At 70.5% G+C, this 16,388-nt stretch carries 10 protein-coding genes and 2 pseudogenes; 4 read left to right on the top strand and 8 right to left on the bottom strand.

Going from position 1 to position 16,388, the window contains the following annotated elements; all coding sequences use genetic code 11:
* The first annotated feature begins 86 nt into the window (after positions 1 to 86).
* From AB0761_RS16690 to AB0761_RS16680, 3 genes are all read left to right on the top strand, one after another.
* Positions 87 to 3,668: a type I restriction endonuclease subunit R gene (locus tag AB0761_RS16690; protein ID WP_377269820.1), complete on the top strand. Its 3,582-nt coding sequence runs from the start codon at positions 87 to 89 to the stop codon at positions 3,666 to 3,668.
* Positions 3,669 to 3,740: 72 nt separating this feature from the next.
* Positions 3,741 to 4,472 carry a M48 family metallopeptidase gene (locus AB0761_RS16685; protein WP_377269819.1) on the top strand — a complete coding sequence of 244 codons (732 nt, stop codon included), beginning with the start codon at positions 3,741 to 3,743 and terminating at the stop codon, positions 4,470 to 4,472.
* A 656-nt stretch (positions 4,473 to 5,128) separates the two neighbouring features.
* Positions 5,129 to 5,869 carry a class I SAM-dependent DNA methyltransferase gene (locus AB0761_RS16680; protein ID WP_377269818.1) on the top strand — a complete coding sequence of 247 codons (741 nt, stop codon included), beginning with the start codon at positions 5,129 to 5,131 and terminating at the stop codon, positions 5,867 to 5,869.
* An 86-nt stretch (positions 5,870 to 5,955) separates the two neighbouring features.
* Here the strand turns inward: AB0761_RS16680 and AB0761_RS16675 are convergent, their stop codons facing one another.
* Together AB0761_RS16675 and AB0761_RS16670 are read right to left on the bottom strand one after the other, a co-directional pair.
* A complete protein-coding gene (locus tag AB0761_RS16675) occupies positions 5,956 to 6,687 on the bottom strand; it encodes a ferritin-like domain-containing protein (protein WP_377269817.1) in 732 nt (243 codons plus the stop codon).
* A gap of 226 nt (positions 6,688 to 6,913) precedes the next feature.
* Complete coding sequence (locus AB0761_RS16670; protein WP_377269816.1) at positions 6,914 to 7,282, bottom strand: hypothetical protein; 369 nt, start codon at positions 7,280 to 7,282, stop codon at positions 6,914 to 6,916.
* Between the two features lie 681 nt (positions 7,283 to 7,963).
* Here AB0761_RS16670 and AB0761_RS16665 point away from each other — a divergent pair.
* Positions 7,964 to 8,841: pseudogene (locus tag AB0761_RS16665) on the top strand (PP2C family protein-serine/threonine phosphatase).
* Between the two features lie 250 nt (positions 8,842 to 9,091).
* On the opposite strand, the gene AB0761_RS16660 reads toward AB0761_RS16665, so the two are convergent.
* From AB0761_RS16660 to AB0761_RS16635, 6 genes and pseudogenes are all read right to left on the bottom strand, one after another.
* Positions 9,092 to 9,367 carry a hypothetical protein gene (locus AB0761_RS16660; RefSeq protein ID WP_377269815.1) on the bottom strand — a complete coding sequence of 92 codons (276 nt, stop codon included), beginning with the start codon at positions 9,365 to 9,367 and terminating at the stop codon, positions 9,092 to 9,094.
* Positions 9,368 to 9,401: 34 nt separating this feature from the next.
* A complete protein-coding gene (locus AB0761_RS16655) occupies positions 9,402 to 10,055 on the bottom strand; it encodes a response regulator (RefSeq protein ID WP_377269814.1) in 654 nt (217 codons plus the stop codon).
* The gene (locus AB0761_RS16650; protein ID WP_377269813.1) at positions 10,052 to 11,179 is read right to left on the bottom strand and encodes a sensor histidine kinase; all 1,128 of its coding nucleotides are present in this window, start codon (positions 11,177 to 11,179) and stop codon (positions 10,052 to 10,054) included. The genes AB0761_RS16655 and AB0761_RS16650 overlap by 4 nt, the downstream gene beginning before the upstream one ends.
* 136 nt (positions 11,180 to 11,315) lie before the next feature.
* A complete protein-coding gene (locus AB0761_RS16645; protein ID WP_377269812.1) occupies positions 11,316 to 12,095 on the bottom strand; it encodes a hypothetical protein in 780 nt (259 codons plus the stop codon).
* Positions 12,096 to 12,503 (bottom strand): hypothetical protein, encoded by a 408-nt coding sequence (locus AB0761_RS16640; RefSeq protein ID WP_377269811.1) that lies wholly within the window; start codon positions 12,501 to 12,503, stop codon positions 12,096 to 12,098.
* Between the two features lie 308 nt (positions 12,504 to 12,811).
* Positions 12,812 to 16,298 (bottom strand): annotated as a pseudogene (locus AB0761_RS16635) (hypothetical protein).
* Between the last annotated feature and the right edge of the window lie 90 nt (positions 16,299 to 16,388).

Below are 16,388 nucleotides of genomic sequence, written 5' to 3'. Positions count from 1 at the left end.
CACTGACGGGTCCTCGGTCCGGCCGTAGGGTTGCCCATACGTCCCAGGATGGCACTGGAGCGCATGATGAGGGCACGGGGGCAGCGGTGAGCGGGCGACCGGAGCAAAAGGGGCAGGCGGCGTCGGGGTACGCGGGGCCAGAGTGCGTCAAGACCGAGAAGCCCTTGATTGAGCAGTTGATCGGACTCGGGTGGCCGCACTTGGAAGGCGCCCCGCCCGGAGAGCCCGTCGGCAGCGCGGCGTCGTCCCAGCGGGCGACGTATGAGCAGGTCGTCTACGAGGACCGCTTCCGGGACGCCGTGGCGAGGATCAATCCGGCTCCCGGAGGCGGCGGCACCTGGCTGACCCCCGCCCAGCTCGACCGTCTCCTCGCTCTAGTGCTCGGCACCGCCCCGGGGCAGGGGCCGGCCGCGCGTGGAGTGGCAGCCAACCTTGCAGTGACCAAACTGCTGCGCGACGGAGTCAACGCCCGAATCTTGCCGGGGTGGAGGAAGGGCGACCCCGAGCACGTCCGACTCGTCGACTGGGACGGGGAGAACGGCGGACGTAACGACCTGCTGGCTGTCAGCCAGTTCCGCGTGGAGCGCAAGGAACTGCCCCGAGTAACCCCGGACCTGGTGCTGTTCGTCAACGGGCTGCCCTGGGCCGTCATCGAGTGCAAGGCCCCGCTCACGTCCGGAAGCGACAGCAGAGCCGCCCTGGACGAGGCCGTCGGCCAGGTCTGCCGTTACGCGAGCCTGGAATCCCCGTCGTCGGTACCGGAGTTCACCCGCTACGCACAGATCCTGATCGGCACCGACCGGACGTACGCCGAACTGGGCACCGTCACGTCGACTCCCGAGTACTTCACACCGTGGCGTACGACCGAACCTGCGCCCGCCGACGGCTGTGACACAGACATGGCCGTCCTCGTCGCGGGAGTACTGACCCCGGACCATCTGCTTTCCCTCGTGAAGGACTTCACCACCGAGCGTGGGCAGGGCGGCCGTACGCTCAAGGTCGTCGGCCGATACCAGCAGTTCCGGGCCGTGCGGAGGATCGCCCGTGCGTTGCGGGCGCGTACGGTGGCGATCGCGGCGGGGCACGACGCCGGCCGGCGGGGCGGCGTCGTCTGGCACACCCAGGGCTCCGGTAAGAGCCTCACCATGGCTTTCCTAGTGCGCCACCTCCGAAGCAGCCATGAACTGAAGGGCTACAAGGTCGTCGTCGTCACCGACCGCATCGACCTAGAGAAGCAGATCCTGGCGTCCATGGCAGCGGCAGAGGAGACCGTTCACCGGGCTGACGGAGTCGCGGACGCCCGCGCGCACCTCGCGGTGCGGGTGCCGGACGTCGTTCTGGTGATGCTCCAGAAGGCTCAGAGGGACGATGCCGCCTATGACGGTCGCGAGGAGAGCCTGGGGACGGAGGACGGCAGCGAGGACGCTCACGTCCAGGTTCGGCCCGCGAACGACAGTCCGCACATCGTGGTCCTCGTCGACGAAGCGCACCGTGGCCAGGACAGCTGGTTGCACGCCCGACTGCGCGCGCTGCTCCCCAACGCCGTCCTCATCGGTTTCACCGGCACCCCGATCATCGGTGGTGCGCGCAAGAAGACCGAGGAGATCTTCGGGCCGCTCGTCGACACCTACACGCTGCGCGACGCGGAACAGGATCGGTCCGTCGTCCCGGTGCGCTACGAGGCGTACGAAGTACCGTTGGAAGTCGTCGAGAAGGCCGCCCTGGACGCCGGGTTCGACGCGCAGGTGCCCGCAGATCCGGAACGACGTGCACGCGTGCTTCGGAAGTTCGCGCGTCAGCGCGAGATCCTCGAAGCCCCACCCGTGATCGCGGACAAGGCTGACTTCATGCTTCGGCACTGGGCCGTCAACGCACTGCCCGACCGGTTCGGCGCCCAGATCGTGGCAGTGTCCCGGCGCGCAGCCGTTCGCTACCGGGATGCCCTGTTCGCCGCCCGTGACCGGCTGGTCGGGCAACTCGACGCGCTCGACCCGGCCATGCGGTACGACCCGGCGGCGGTGCTCGGTGCCGACGAAGAGACACGCAAGCTTCTCGCCATGCTGCCGCACCGCGACATCCTCGCCTCCATTGCCGCCGCGGTGGTGATCCACGGCCGGCAGGGGGATCCCGCGGAGTGGCGGGACTGGACGTTGAAGTCCCGGCAGGACGCTCACATCAAGCGTTTCAAGGCGGGCCTCGGTGACCCCCTCGACGCCGCTGTCGACCCTTCCTGGGACGTCGACCCGCACGGCATGCCGGGTCAGGGGATGCCCTCTTCCGGCGCGCCCGTGACCGACGTATGGCTGCCAGGGGATGCGGCTGGTGCGGAGGACGATGATCGCGGAGGTATTGACGGCGACGACCAGGAGGACGCTGAGCCGCTGGCATTCCTCGTCGTTCAGTCGATGCTGCTCACTGGCTTCGACGCACCCGTCGAGCAGGTCCTCTACCTGGACTGCGCCCTTTCCGGCGTGGGCCTTCTCCAAGCCGTGGCCCGCACCAACCGGCCGTACCCGCGTAAGAGCTGGGGGCTGGTCGTCGACTTCTTCGGCATCGGTCCCGAACTGGCCCGCTCCCTGCACGCGTACGAGCAGCACCACCTGCGCGAGGTCTACGGCTATCAGAACGTGTCCGTCGACCACCTCAGCCGGGACTTCACGGGAACACAGCCGACCGGAGACGGGCTTCTTCTCCAGACGGACGCTGCCGCCGACCGGCTTCTCAAAGACCTGCACGGCTCAGTCGCCCGCTTTCTCGAAGCGAGGAGACTCGCATCGTACGACGCGCGCGGCACCGTCTCCCTGGCCGACGAGCAGCGCCGCGAGAAGCTTGTCGACCTGCTGGCCGACCCGCTGGTACGCGGTGAGTTCGACGAGCTGGCACGCGACTTCCTCACCGCCCTGGGGGCCGTCCTGCCCCGGCCGTACGCACTCACCTACGAGCAGCTCGCGGGCCATCTCGGCGAGGTCCAGTACCTCGTACGGCAGACGTACTTGGACGGGCGCGACGAGTTCAGCCCGCGCCGGTACGGGGCGAAGGTGCGCAGGCTCATCGCGGACCACATCCGGGCCACCGGTGTCGTGCTGCGGATTCCTCCCGTGGAGCTGACCGCTTCCGACTTCATGGAACGCGTCGACGCCAATCACGACGTGCGTGCCAAGGTCCGCTACATGGTGAGTCGGCTGCGTACGCACATCACGGCGGAGATCGGGACGGACCGGGACCGCTACCAACCGTTTAGCAGCCGTCTCGAGGCGATCGTCCAGCGGATGCACCAGGACTTCGAGCAGGCCGCGGCCGACCTCGCGCGGCTCGTCGGCGATGTCACCGAGGACGTCGAGGAGCCGGGGCCGAACCTCGACCCGCTGACCGAGCGGCCGGTGTACCGGGTGCTGGTCGGGGAGCTGAAACGAGCGGGTGCGGCCACCGTGCCGGCAGGGGTCGATCTTTACCAGGCGGCGTGCCTAATCTCCGTCGACATAGCGCACCTCGTCAGGCATCCGCACTTTCCCAAGCAGCCCGATGCACGTGACGACGTACGCATGGAGCTCCGCCACAAGGTGGTCGATCGCCTTCACGTCGAATGGGAGGAGACCGCGGACATCGCCGCAGGACTGCTGGAAGTGGCTGTGAAGCAGCACAGAGAGTTCCTGCGCTATGGAGGGTGACCACGTCAGTGGGAGGGAGAAGCAGGGAGGTCGGTGGCGGCTCCTGTCCGTGCCAAATGGTACGAATGCCGAGTGAGTCTCACTGTCCAGTCCGCCCTCGCGGCACTTCCCCTGCCACGAGAGTGGACGTGGCAGGTGGTCGTGCGCCCGCGACGCCGCACGCTGGGGATCGAGATCCAGGAGGACGGCAGCGTGCTCTTCGCGGTGCCGTCGGACGCCGATCCACATGCCGTCGCCGACGCCGTGCGTTCCCGGCTGCCCCGCCTCGCTGACGAGATCGAGCGGCGCAGGCGCGGCGGGGGAGAGCCGGTCAAGGAGCTGGTGGGCGGGGCGAGCTTCGCCTACCTCGGGCGGCGCCATCGGTTGAGGGTCGTGCCTGCCGAGCCGGGCGGGCAGGTGCGCCTGCACCAGGGCTGGCTGGAGCTGCCGGACACCGGATCCCCGCGGCAGGGCGCTAGCCTGATCGCTGAGTGGTACATCGCACGAGGCAGCCGATGGGCTGCCGCCCGCGTGGCGCCTCTGGCCGAGCGCACAGGAGTCACCCCGGGGGCTGTGACTGTTCGAGACCTCGGAGCGCGTTGGGGGGCCTGCGAGCCGGACGGCTCCATCGCTCTGCACTGGGCGCTGATGCAATTGCCGCCGAGCCTGGTGGATCTGGTTCTCGTCCATGAGCTGACACACCTGAAGGTCTCCGCCCACGGTGCGGCGTTCCGGCACAGGATGCGCATGGTGCTCGAAGACCTGGAGTCGTTGGAGCGCCGCTTCGCAGAAGCCGAGCCAATGCTGTGGCGGGGAGCCGTCTGATCTGTAGTGCCGCCTGATGACGGTCGTGTTCGACCAGCTGGCAGGCCAACGCCTCGATGTCTTCGGCACCCCCAAACGGTCTGCGGTGCTCGGCGCTTCGACAACCCCGGTCCAGCGGGGCGGACCCGCCAGCCCCGCTGCCCATGGGCCGGTGTGGGCCCCATGGGAACGTCATGGGAACGGAAGGCCAGGGAAAGCCGGGGAATGATCCGGTAGGGAAGGAAGTCCCAATCGCCCTGACCAGCAAGAACGGTCAAGTCAGGGGAAGATCACGACAAACAGGGGAGACCATAGGCTCTCTCCTAAAGCGGGTGTCGCAGGTTCGAATCCTGCCTGGGGCACACAGTGCGACCAGCAGAAAGACCCCGACCGAACCCGGTCGGGGGTCTTTTTTGTGCCCAGTGGGAGATACATGGGAGATCGCCTTCAGGCGGTCTCCCACATCACCCTCATCGCTCGCCCCCAGCGGGCCTGCAGCGCGTCCAGTCGCTGCTGCCGCATCGCCGAGGACGCGTGGCTGTGGATCCCGCTGATGGCGGCCCGGGCGAGGTCAGCCGTGGCAGTGCAGGCGGACCTCAGGAGCACTGCGCCGCAAGCGTGGCACAAATCGCAAATACGTGGACAGCTCGCCGTCGGGCCCGGCAAAGTAGCCGGCCGTGACGAGTAGTGAGCTGTGGACCCGTGCGACTGCCGAGCGCTACGACGCCGAGGAGGACAAGATGTCCTCGGCCGCTGTTCTCGGACCGACTCTCGCCTTCCTCGCCGAACTCGCCGGAGACGGTCGGGCACTGGAGTTCGCCATCGGAACCGGAAGAGTGGGCGTCCCGCTCCGGGAACGCGGCGTGCCCGTCGTGGGCATCGAGCTGTCCGAGCACATGGCAGCGGTCCTGCGGCGCAAGATCGATGAGCAGATGCTGCCGGTCACCATTGGAGACATGGCCACGACGGCGGTCCCTGGCGGGTTCACCCTGGTGTATCTCGTCTACAACACGATCACCAACCTGCTCACCCAGGACGAGCAGGTCGAGTGTTTCCGCAACGCCGCACGCCACCTGATGCCTGGCGGCCGATTCGTCATCGAGCTGGAAACGCCGCCACTGCGGCTCCTGCCGCCCGGGCAGGTCGCGGTGCCGTTCGACATCTCCGAGCGGCATCTCGGCTTTGACACCTTCGACCTGGTCGAGCAGATTCTCGTCTCGCACCATCTCACCCTCGACGGCGACGACGGCCGCTACCGCCGCGGCAGTTCCCGGCACCGGTACGCGTGGCCCGCGGAGCTGGACCTGATGGCACGGATCGCGGGGCTCGAGCTGGAACGGCGCGTCGCGGACTGGAGCGGGACAGCGTTCACCCAGGACTCTGCGAAACACATCTCCGTTTGGCGAAAGTCGGCCTGAGGCGCAGCGTCGCGCAGCCGTACCGGGCGTCGTGCAAAACGGATCACCCGGAGCCCGTCGACGCTCACCACGCGAGCCGACAGGAGTCAGCCCGCGCTCGTCCATGCATCCGGGCGGGGTACCAGCACCGCGGAGACCACCGCGTGGGACGAGGCCATGACGTCGACCACGAATCGCAGGCACCCGATGTCGAGTCGGCGCAGGGCCGGACCGTGGTCGGCGGCGACGACAAGAGACACCACGAGCAGCAGAAGTTGCCACAGGGCCATCACCGGGCGGCGCATTGCGTGGGGCAGCTCCGCCAGGGAGGCGTGCAGTCGCTCGCAGTGGAACGGGACGTGGCGCTGCTCGTCGGAGAGGATCCGTCCCGCCACATCCGCAGTGAGCGCGTCGTCGGTGCCATCGCGCATGGCCCGGTAATAACGCAGCGCCACCACTTCCGCGATCATCAGCACCAGCAGTTCCATCCGCAGGCCCATGAGACGCCGCAGCCGTACGAAGACCACGTCGCTCCAGTGCCCGTTCAACGTCGGCATGCCCCCCGCGGCCAGCAACCGGGCAAGGAGACGGGCGTGATTCTGCTCCTCGGCGATGAAGAGCCGGACCGCCTGCGCGTAGTCGGCGTCGCCGGCCTGGTCCACTTTGCCGACGAGGTTGGCGCCGTCACCGTCCTCGCCGACCTGGAAGCGCTGGATGCTGGCCCACACCGCCGGATGCAGCGCCGCGCTGTGCGTCCAGTCCGGATCGCCCTGGACGCGCCTGCGCTCGTGCTCGTCCTCGAACTGCCTTGTCCACTTGGCGAAGCCGCCCGTATGCACCCGGTCTCCCCTCTCCGGGACACAGCCACCATGCCCCGGACAGGGACGACGCAGGCGGGCACCGGACCGTTCCACTCCTGCCGGGAATCCACAGTTCACGGGAAGTTGCCAGCTCTGCGTCGGGTCCTCGGTGAAGAATGGGAATGATTCGACATTTGTGCTGCTGTGCGGAAATCGAACCCGGCCCGTTGCGGACCGGGCTCGACTTTCGACGGACCCTTGCGATTCAGTTGGTGAAGATCGCAACGTTGCTGCCGGGGGAGGCGAAGTGCGCCTTGCCCCCCGTGACGACGCCGTCGTTTCCGTCGGAATTCACCGTGAGGGTGAACGTGGTGACGCCGACGTCCAGGTAGCTCACGTGGTCGCCCGCCTTCGCGCACGACGGTTGTGTCTTCATGCCGCCGCCGATGGCTCGCGGAAAGCTGAAACCGCCGGTCTGCTGCACCAGGTACAGGGTGCCGTTGCTGAGGTTTTCGATCTGGAAGCACCCGGGGTTGGTGTTGTTCGGCGACTGGGCCGAAGCCGTTCCGGTTCCGAGCGGAAAGATCGTCACGGCGGCCATTGCGGCGGCCATGGCGATTATGCGGTGTTTCATGATGGTTCTCCTTCTGGGAGATGAACCGGGATGAAAAACCCGCTAGGTACGTTGTTAGCACTTGTCCGTCGGACGGGTGGACGAGCTGCCGCCTTTACTGGGCTGTCCGGGTGAATTCATTGCTCCGCCTGCGGGAGATTCGCGACGGCGAGGTGTGGACGTGGCCGTGATACGCGGCGGCGAGCCGGAACAGCGGCACACCGAAGTCCCGGGGCGAGCCCGGTGACCTGGAACTCACGAGACCCGCCGCTGCTGTCGCATCACCGGGCCGGCGGCCGCACGTGGTGGGGAGCGGATGACGGCTCCCGGGCGTCGTGTGGCGTAGGCCGGTCGGGTGGCGGCCCCGGGGTCGCGGGCAGGCGGTGTGGGCAGGCGGTGTGGGCAGCCCGGGTGTCACGGCACGCCGGGTGGGAGGACCGGCGGTTAGCCTGAGCCGACCAGGAGCCCAGTCGACGTCGGGAGCAGCACGTGGCAAGGCTCGGTGCGTCGAACTGGCTGGGCAACCGGAGCCGTCTGGTGCCGGCCGTCCTGCTGCTCTTCGCCGTGCTGATCGACCTCGCCACTCCGCGCACCGTCAGCGCCGCAGCCCTCTATGCGGCCGCAGTCCTGGCGGCCGCCCCCTTGCTGTCCCTGCGCGGCACGATCCTCACCGGGGTGAGTGCGTTCCTCCTCGACTGGGCCATGTTCTGGTACTTCGGCTATCGCCGGAGTGCGATCGAGGTCAGCGAGCTGGCCATGGTCGCGACGGTGACCGGGATCGCGGTCCTCCTCAACCGGCTCCTGCACCACCGGGAGATGCGACTGCAGTCCGTGCGCGACATTGCCGGCGCCGTTCAGCGCGCCGTCCTGCCGAAACCGCCGTCGCGTATCGGCCCGCTGCGCTTCGCCGCACGCTACGAGGCTGCCCAGGCGGATGCCCAGATCGGCGGGGACCTCTACGCCGTGGTCGACACCCCGTTCGGCGTGCGCTGCGTGATCGGCGATGTGTGCGGCAAAGGGATGGGGGCGGTCAGGGCGGTCGCGGTGGGAATCGGGACCTTTCGAGAGGCGGCCCTGCAGGAGCCCAGCCTGACCGGCCTCATGGAGCGGCTGGAGCGGGCTGTCGTCCTCGAGGCCCAGCAGTCGGGGGCCCCGGCCGAGCTCGAAGGTTTTGTCACGGGCGTGCTGGCGGAATTCTCCCGGCGGGGAGACGAAGTCCGGCTGGTCAACGCGGGCACCCGGCGCCGCTGCTGCTCCTCGGAGACACGGCGCGCTACATCGAGCCCGACCGGCCCGGTCTGCCCCTGGGCCTGGCCGCCCTCGACGCCGGGCGCGAGTGCATCGACACGGTCCCGTTCCCCGAAGGGGCGAGTCTGCTGCTCTACACCGACGGGCTCACCGAAGCCCGCGACGAGACGGGCACCTTCTACGACCCTGTCGGCCGACGGACGGCCCACGGGTATCCCGGTCCGGATGCCCTCCTCGACGCCCTGCTCACCGACCACCACCGGTACACAGGCGGCCGGAGAACCGATGACATGGCGCTGCTGGCGATCACCCGCACGGGCACCAACGCATGACCGCGGGCGAGTTCGGTCGTCCGGAAGCCACCAGCCGTCCGCCGACCTGGCGACCACGGCGCCGCCCGGCCAGGTCTGCCCCGCCGATCTGCGGCGGTGTCAGTGCGGCGTTCACCGCGCTGCACCCGGTTCAGCACGGCATCGTCCGCCGCTCGGTCGGGGTGCCGATGCTGCTGGACGATCCCGGCATCCCGGTGCGGTTCGAGGGCCGTGCAGGCGCGGGTGGTCGACGGCGCGGCGGGTGCTGCCTTCAGTCGGCTGCCTCTTCCCGGTGCAGGCGGGTGACGAACTGGGTGCCGCGCTGCTGGGGTGCCCAGCCGAGGTCCTGGGCTCGGCGGATCGTGCGGGCGACCAGGGCCGGGGTGATGACGGTGCCGTGGTCCACCCAGGTCACCATCCGCTGCCCGCTGTCGTCGGCATCCTCCACCACGATCGCCAGACCGGGCTCGTCGTCGGGCGCCACCACCCACCGGTAGCGGCGCCCGTCCACGACGGCGATCCTGGTGCCCTTCCTGGCCAGTGCCACTGCGGTCTCCTTCGCGGGGGTGGCGGGTGCGGGGTCAGTCGGCCAGTCCGGACTGGTAGGCGAAGACGACCAGTTGGGCCCGGTCGCGGGCGTGGAGTTTGAGCATGGCGCGGCTGATGTGGGTGCGCGCCGTGGCCGGGCTGATGACCAGGCGTGCGGCGATCTCGTCGTTGTTCAGTCCCTCGGCGACCAGGGTGACGATCTCCCGTTCCCGGGCGGTGAGGGTGTGCAGCTCAGGGTGCGGACGGGTCGTACGGGGCGACCTGGCGGCGAATTCGCGGACCACCTTGCGGGTGACCGAGGGCGACAGCAGGGCGCCGCCCCGGACCACCTCCCGGATCGCATTCAGCAGCTCGACCGGTGCGGTGTCCTTGAGGAGGAATCCGCTGGCACCGTGGCGCAGCGCCTCAAAGACGTACTCGTCGTGTTCGAAGGTGGTCAGCACGATCACCCGGGTGCCGGTGAGCTCGGGGTCCGCGGTGATCCGCCGGGTGGCGGCCAGGCCGTCCACGCCGGGCATCCGGATGTCCATCAGGACGACGTCGGGTTTCTCCCGCCGGGCGGCGGCCACGGCTGCGAGCCCGTCCGCGGCCTCCCCGGCGCAGCACATGCCGTCCTCGTTGTCGAACAGGGTGCGCAGGCCCAGGCGGACGATGTCCTGGTCGTCGACGACCAGCACGCGGATCATGGCTGACCTCCGGCCGGGAGACGGGCGTGGACGGTGAAGCGGCCGTCCGGGCCGGGTCCGGCGGTGAACTCTCCGCCGAGGGCCAGCACGCGTTCCCGCATACCGGCGATCCCGGACCCCCCGCCGCCCGCCGGGGCGGTCTCCGGCTCACCCGGCGGGTTGGACACGGTGACCAGTATCCAGCCGGGCTGGTACCGGATGCCCACGTCGGCCTGCCGGGCCCCGCTGTGCCGCAGCACATTGGTCAGCGATTCCTGGACGACGCGGTAGCCGGCGAGGTCCACCGCGGCGGGCAGTTCGGCCGGGGCCCGGCCGGTGGTCGCCACATGGACCTCCAGACCGGCTTCGGCCATGCGCTGCTGCAACTCGGCCAGTCCGGCCAGCCCCGGCGCGGGGGAGAGCTCGGCGTCGGCTCCGGCGCGGCGGACCACCGCCAGGGTCGCCCGCAGCTCGTCGAGGGCGGCGCTGCTGGTGCGGCTGATGATCCGCAGTGCCAGCTCGGCCTGGTCCGGTTTGCGGTCGAGCAGGTGCAGCGCGATGTCCGCCTGCATCTTGATCGCGGTGAGGCCGTGGCCGACGATGTCGTGGACCTCCTGGGCGATCCGCAGCCGTTCCTCGTCGACCCGCTGGCGGACCGTCTCCGTACGCACCCGTTCGGCCGTCTCCCGCCGGGTGCGCAGCAGGTACCCGACGGCGAACGGCACCACCACCCAGGTGGAGACCGGGATCAGCCCGAAGAGTCCGAGCAGCGCCGCCCGCTGGGTGAAGAGGTGGACCGAGAGCAGCGGCAGAGCCGCCACCGCCCACGGCGTGGACCTGGCGGGCGGCTCGTGCCGGGCAGCGGAGTACACCGCGATCATGAAGGACAGCAGGATCGGCCCGTACGGATAGCCGCACAGCAGGTACACCGAGGTGCAGGCGATCACCACGGCGAGCACCGCGAGCGGCCGCCGGCGGCGCAGTACCAGGGCCGCACCGGCCGCCGCCGCCAGGGCAAGGCCCGCCGGATCCATGGGGGAGCCGGTCAGGGCGTCACGCAGCGCGGTGCCCGCGATGCCGGCCGCGGTGAGCGCGGCCGCCAGCGCGGCGTCCTCCAGCACGGGGCCGGCGACTGTCCGGTGCACGGGCCTCCCTTCGGCGTTCGTCATCCAGGGCCTTCGGCGTTCGTTGTCCAGGGCGTTCAGCCGCGGTCATCCAGGGCCTTCGGCCGCGGTCATCCAGGGCCTTCGGCGTCCGGTCGTCGGGTGCCGCCGTCACTCGTCACCACAGCGACACCGCCAGCGCGCCCGCGACGGCCGCCGCCCAGGCGGTCGCCGCCAGCGCGACTGCCCGGGTCCGCCGGGTCTCGTCCCAGTCCAGCCGGCCCAGCAGCCAGGCCAGCGCGGGCAGCACCAGGATGCCGTGCAGGCTCACGGCGTGCACGGTCTTGAGGTACCCGATGGCGTGGTAGGCCTCCTGCTGGTGTCCGCCGCGCACCAGGGCGGCGCCGCGGGCGACCATTGCCGCGCCGCTGGCGAGGCCGACCAGCAGGCTGGCGGACCCGGCGCGCAGTGCCAGCCGCATACTCGGCGCGATCCGCGGGTTGGACCGGAAGGAGGTCACCGCCATCACGCCGAGCACAGCCACCAGCACTGCGCCGCCCACCGCCAGGGTCATCGAGACCGCCGTGTCCACGGGCGTCTCCATGTCGAGGTGGGACGGCCGGTGCCGCCAGGCCTGGACCGTGATGCCGCCGACCTCCACGACACAGTCCGCGGCGAAGACCGCCAGCAGCCCCGCCCTGAGCCGCTCGCCCAGCGGCAGCAGCGCGGAGGCCCGGACCACGGTCATCAGCGTCAGGCCGAAGGACAGTCCGAAGGTGACCGGCTTCCGCCAGGACACCGGGCCGTACCAGGGCCCGCCGTCGACCGCGAAGACCAGCAGATGGAACAGCCCCGCCCCGATCAGCACGGCCCCGACGGTCAGGCAGATCCGCTCCACCCCGGGGAGCGGGGCACGGACCGGGCGCACCCGGGCAGGCGCTGCGGCCGGCGCGGACATTCAGGACCGCCCGGGCGTGGCTGCGTGCGTGCGGGCTGCCTGCCTGCGGTACGCGCCCCGGCTTGCGGCCGCTCCCGCCACCAGGGCGGTCAGCACACCGGCCTGCTGGACGCCCTGGCCGACCGCCGCGCCCGCGCCTGCGTCACCGAGGAGGTTGCCCACCCCGCCGGGGCTGACCAGGAACCCCACGGTGATGAAGAGGCCGAGCAGCGCCCCCACCCCTGGCGCCCAGCGCCGGGAGGACAGCGCGACCAGCGCCGACCCGCCCGCCAGGATGACCATCCCGGGCGGCACCGCGAAGGGGAACGGCACTCCGGACGCCCAGAGGATCGCGATCCCCAGGGCGCCGACGGCCAGCCCCCCGGCCGTTGCCGCTCTGGTCGCGCTCCAGCTCCGTGCAGTCGTCACGTCAAGTCCCTTCGGTCGCCGAGTCGCCCCAGCGTCGCCCATGGGGGAGGGGTGAACATCGGCTCCTGAGCGGCATCCGGGATACGCAGTTCTGCGTACTCCAGGAGCCCGGCACCCGCCGCGCGTACGTGCGGCGACGTATCGCGCACCGCATCGGCGGGCCCGCACCGCACCGGCGGGCCCGCACCGCACCGGCGGGCGCGCACCGGCGCCCCGGCTCGTTCCCGCCGCGCCCACGGCATGACGACGCCCCCTCGGCCGCCGGTGGTGGTGCGTGCGGGTGGCCGAGGGGGCGCCTGGTGGATCCGTCAGCGGACGACGGCCTTGGTCGCCTTGCTGAACGCGGTGCCGCTGGTGTGACCGGTGCGGCGCGCGGTCACCTTGACGGTGATCTTCTTGCCGCGCTGGCCCGAGGTGAGGACCAGGGTGGACCGGCTGGCGCCCTTGATCGCCACGCCGTTGGCGTACCACTGATAGGAGTACGACGTCGGTGCGGGCGTCCAGGAGCCGCGGTAGGCGGTCAGCCGGTGCCCCACCTTGACCGTGCCCGTGATGGTGGGTGCCTTGGTGGCCTTGGGGGCGACCCCCGCGGCGACGGTCAGCGCGGCTGTGGTGGCGGAGCCGTCGGTGTGCCCGGTCCGGTGGGCGGTGACGGTGACGGTGAGCCTGTGGCCGAGCAGGGCCGCGGGCGGGGTGTACGTCGAGGCGGTGGCCTTGGATATCGCCTTGCCGTCGGCCTTCCACTGGTACGAGTAGGAGGTGGCCGCCGGGGACCAGATGCCCGCGGCGACGGTCAGCCGGGTCTCCACCCGTACGCTGCCGCTGATCCGCGGGGCGGTGGTGGCCCTGGGGGCCGCGCCCTTGGCGATGGTGACGGCCGATGAGGTGGCCGTGCCGTCGACGTACCCCGTCCGGTGGGCGGTGACGGTGACGGTGACCTTGTGGCCGAGCAGGGCCGCGGGCGGGGTGTACGTCGAGGCGGTGGCCTTGGATATCGCCTTGCCGTCGGCGTTCCACTGGTAGGTGTACGAGGTGGGCGCGGGCGTCCAGCTGCCGGGTGCCGCGGTGAGCCTGGTCTCCACCTGCGGACTCCCGGTGGCCTTGGGCGCCGCGGTGTTCTTCAGCTGGGGCGGGGTGACCGTGAAGTCGCCCATGCCGAACTCGGCTGCCTTGGTGAAGACGTTCATGTGCCAGGTGCCCGCGGGGACCGCGGTGAGGTCCAGGATGGCCGTCAGGGTCCGGCGGTCGGCGGACACCGAGGTGGTGGTCGCCTCCGTGTAGCTCCCGTTCTGGATGATGCGGACCCTGTCGTCCTGGCGCAGGGCCGAGCCGGTCACGGTGACCGTGACCTTGGTTCCGCTGACACCGGCGGCCGGTGCCGCAGAGGTGACGTTGACGCGCTCGGTGCCGCAGGGCTCGGAGGCGCAGTCGAGCTCCGCGCGGTAGGCGGTCTGCGAGGCGTCCTCGGGCAGGCCGATGAGCAGGGTGGTCGGGGTGGGGGCCGCGGAGTAGCTCTCGTTCACGGAGCAGCTGTAGCCGGTGGGGATGAACCGCACGCAGCCGTCGCTCAGGTGACTGTTGTAGAGCGAGGGGACGGCCGTTGAGGAGCCACCCGCGGTGTCACTGACGGCGAAGCTGAAGTTGTTGTTGTACGCAGTGGGAAGCACCGCACAGGCGGCGGTGTGCTGCTCCGTCAGGCTTCCGGTGACCGGGCCGTATCCGTAGCTGATGTTGGGAACCCTGGTGCACTCGGGGGCCGGTCCAGAGGCGGTGGCGATGCGCAGGGCGTCCAGGTGGTAGGCCGCCGCGGACTGCGCGCTCGGCGGGACGGTGACCAGCACCTGGTAGCGGGTGGCGCCGGTGACCGCGCAGGCTCTGTTCCGGTACGAGCAGACCGCCTTGCCCTGCGCGTCGTAGGCCAGGATGTTGGCGGTGCCGAGCGGGTCGCGGACGTTGAGGTGCAGGACGTCCCCGGCGTCCGGGGTGGTCACCTGTCGGCAGCGCAGCGTTCCCGGTGCGCCGGGGGAGCCCCCGTAGGAAGTGCCGCCCACCGCCACGGCCGGGGCGAGAGTGCAGCCCTTGGCGGTCTCGGTGACGTCACGCCGGGTCAGGGTGTACTCGGCGGCGGTGTCGGTGCCGGTGACCAGCACCGTGTGGGCCAGCCCGGGGGTGAGGGCGCAGGTGGTCCAGGTGGACAGGGAGGGGAAGACGTTGCAGATCTGCTTGCCGGTCGAGTCCAGGACCGTGAAGTCGGCCAGGGAGGCGCCGGATACCGCCTGGAGCTGGATGTTCTCCATGGTGCTGTGATCGTCGGCGGGGATGGTGAGGCAGTCGGAGAAGACCCCGCCGCCGGTGCTGATCCTGGCCTGGCCGGTGGCGTCGGTGAAGTCGCCTGCGGGCAGGGTTCGGCAGTCGGCCGCCTCGTCCGTGCGGTGCAGGGCGAGTGCATATGCGCCGGTGGGGTCCCGGTCGTCGGTCGTGGAGACCAACGCGGAATGGGGCGGTGCCGCTGAGCACGCAGGTTCCGGCGTGCAGGGAGCCGGCGTCGCACTGCTGGGCACCGATGGCGTCCACGACGGCGAGGTCGACCTGCGGGACGGTGCCGCTCAGGCCCTTCAGGGCCGCCAGATGGGCGCCCTGCGGCAGGGCCAGCGACAGACAGTCGATCTCTCCGGCCGAGCCGAACCTGCTCTGGTTGAGGCCCGTGACGGCGGCCGTGCATCCGGTGTCGGCGGTCCGGTCCAGGATCAGGGTCTGCTGGTCGGTGTAGACGACATAGTCACCGGCGGGGAGGGCGCACGGCGTCCCGGCCGGGCAGACGGACGTCCCCGACCGGTCGTACACGCCGAGCGCCGAGCGGTCACCGGACGGGCTGACCGCGTAGGCGACGTAGCGGCCGCCGTCAGGGACGGTGAACACCTTGCAGCCGCTCGTGGGGTCCGCGGCGGTGGGAGCGGAGCCGTAGGTGTTCAACGGCACGCCGGTGCAGCCCGCGGGGTCGGACTGTCTGTGGATCTTCAGCGTGTAGTCGGCGGGGAACCCGCCCTCCGCGCTCTTGACCTGGGCGAGGACCCGGTATGGACCGTCGCCGGACAGTACGCAGCTGGCGCTGCCGTCGCCGGCGTACGAGCAGATCGGGGCGCCGGTCGCGTCGGTGATCCATGCCAGGTGAGAGCTGTATCTCTCGGTGCCGAACGCGAAGGCGATGCGCTCACCCGCCTTCCCGCTGAACGGCCGGCACTCGATCGCCAGCGGGCCCGGGACGGAACCGGTGATCGGGGGGAGATCCCAGGCGGTGCCGGACTCTGGTGCACACCCGGCGGTCGAACCCAGCGGCACGACGGCGACTGTTGCCTCCGGCAGGTCGGCCCAGCCGTCGTTGGTCACCTTCAGGGTGAAGTCGCCGGCGTGCGCCAGCGGGCACCAGCCGTCCTGGTAGCGGCTCGTGTCATAGCAGTCCACCTGGCTCTCGCCGTCGATGACCTGGGCGTGGACGTTCGCCTGCGAGTCGTCCAGCAGGACCCGGTACAGGCCCGGCTGTTCGGCGGTGAAGGTGAAACAGCTGCTTCCACCGGCGGGGATCGGCGTGTGGCCGGCGGCAGGTCCCGGGTCGTCGAATGCGGACAGCGGCAGCACCGCGCAGCCGTCGTCGGCGGCTGCGGCGGCGCCGGCCGAGGGCGTGTCGGACGCCCACGCGGCGCCGGCCGGGAGCAGCAGCGACAGCAGGACCGAGACAACGAGCAGCAGTGCGGTGTACGTCGCGGATCTCGCGTCCGTACACGGGCGGTGAGGCATTCCGTCCCCCGGGGCGGTCATGTGGTGTGAGCTGCCCCGGGCCTGATCCGTGCTGTGGCCGTCCGGGCAGCTGTGGTGTGATGCGCGGTT

The sequence above is a fragment of the Peterkaempfera podocarpi genome (genome assembly GCF_042466665.1).
Classification (GTDB): domain Bacteria; phylum Actinomycetota; class Actinomycetes; order Streptomycetales; family Streptomycetaceae; genus Peterkaempfera; species Peterkaempfera podocarpi.
The sequence above is the reverse complement of the archived record's forward strand: the minus strand, read 5'-3'. Positions and strand labels throughout refer to the sequence as shown.

Excerpts from the sequence above, each read along its gene's own strand:
- AB0761_RS16670 (WP_377269816.1), bottom strand. The coding sequence starts at position 7,282 with ATGAAACACCGCATAATCGCCATGGCCGCCGCAATGGCCGCCGTGACG.
- AB0761_RS16645 (WP_377269812.1), bottom strand. The coding sequence starts at position 12,095 with ATGTCCGCGCCGGCCGCAGCGCCTGCCCGGGTGCGCCCGGTCCGTGCC.
- AB0761_RS16655 (WP_377269814.1), bottom strand. The coding sequence starts at position 10,055 with ATGATCCGCGTGCTGGTCGTCGACGACCAGGACATCGTCCGCCTGGGC.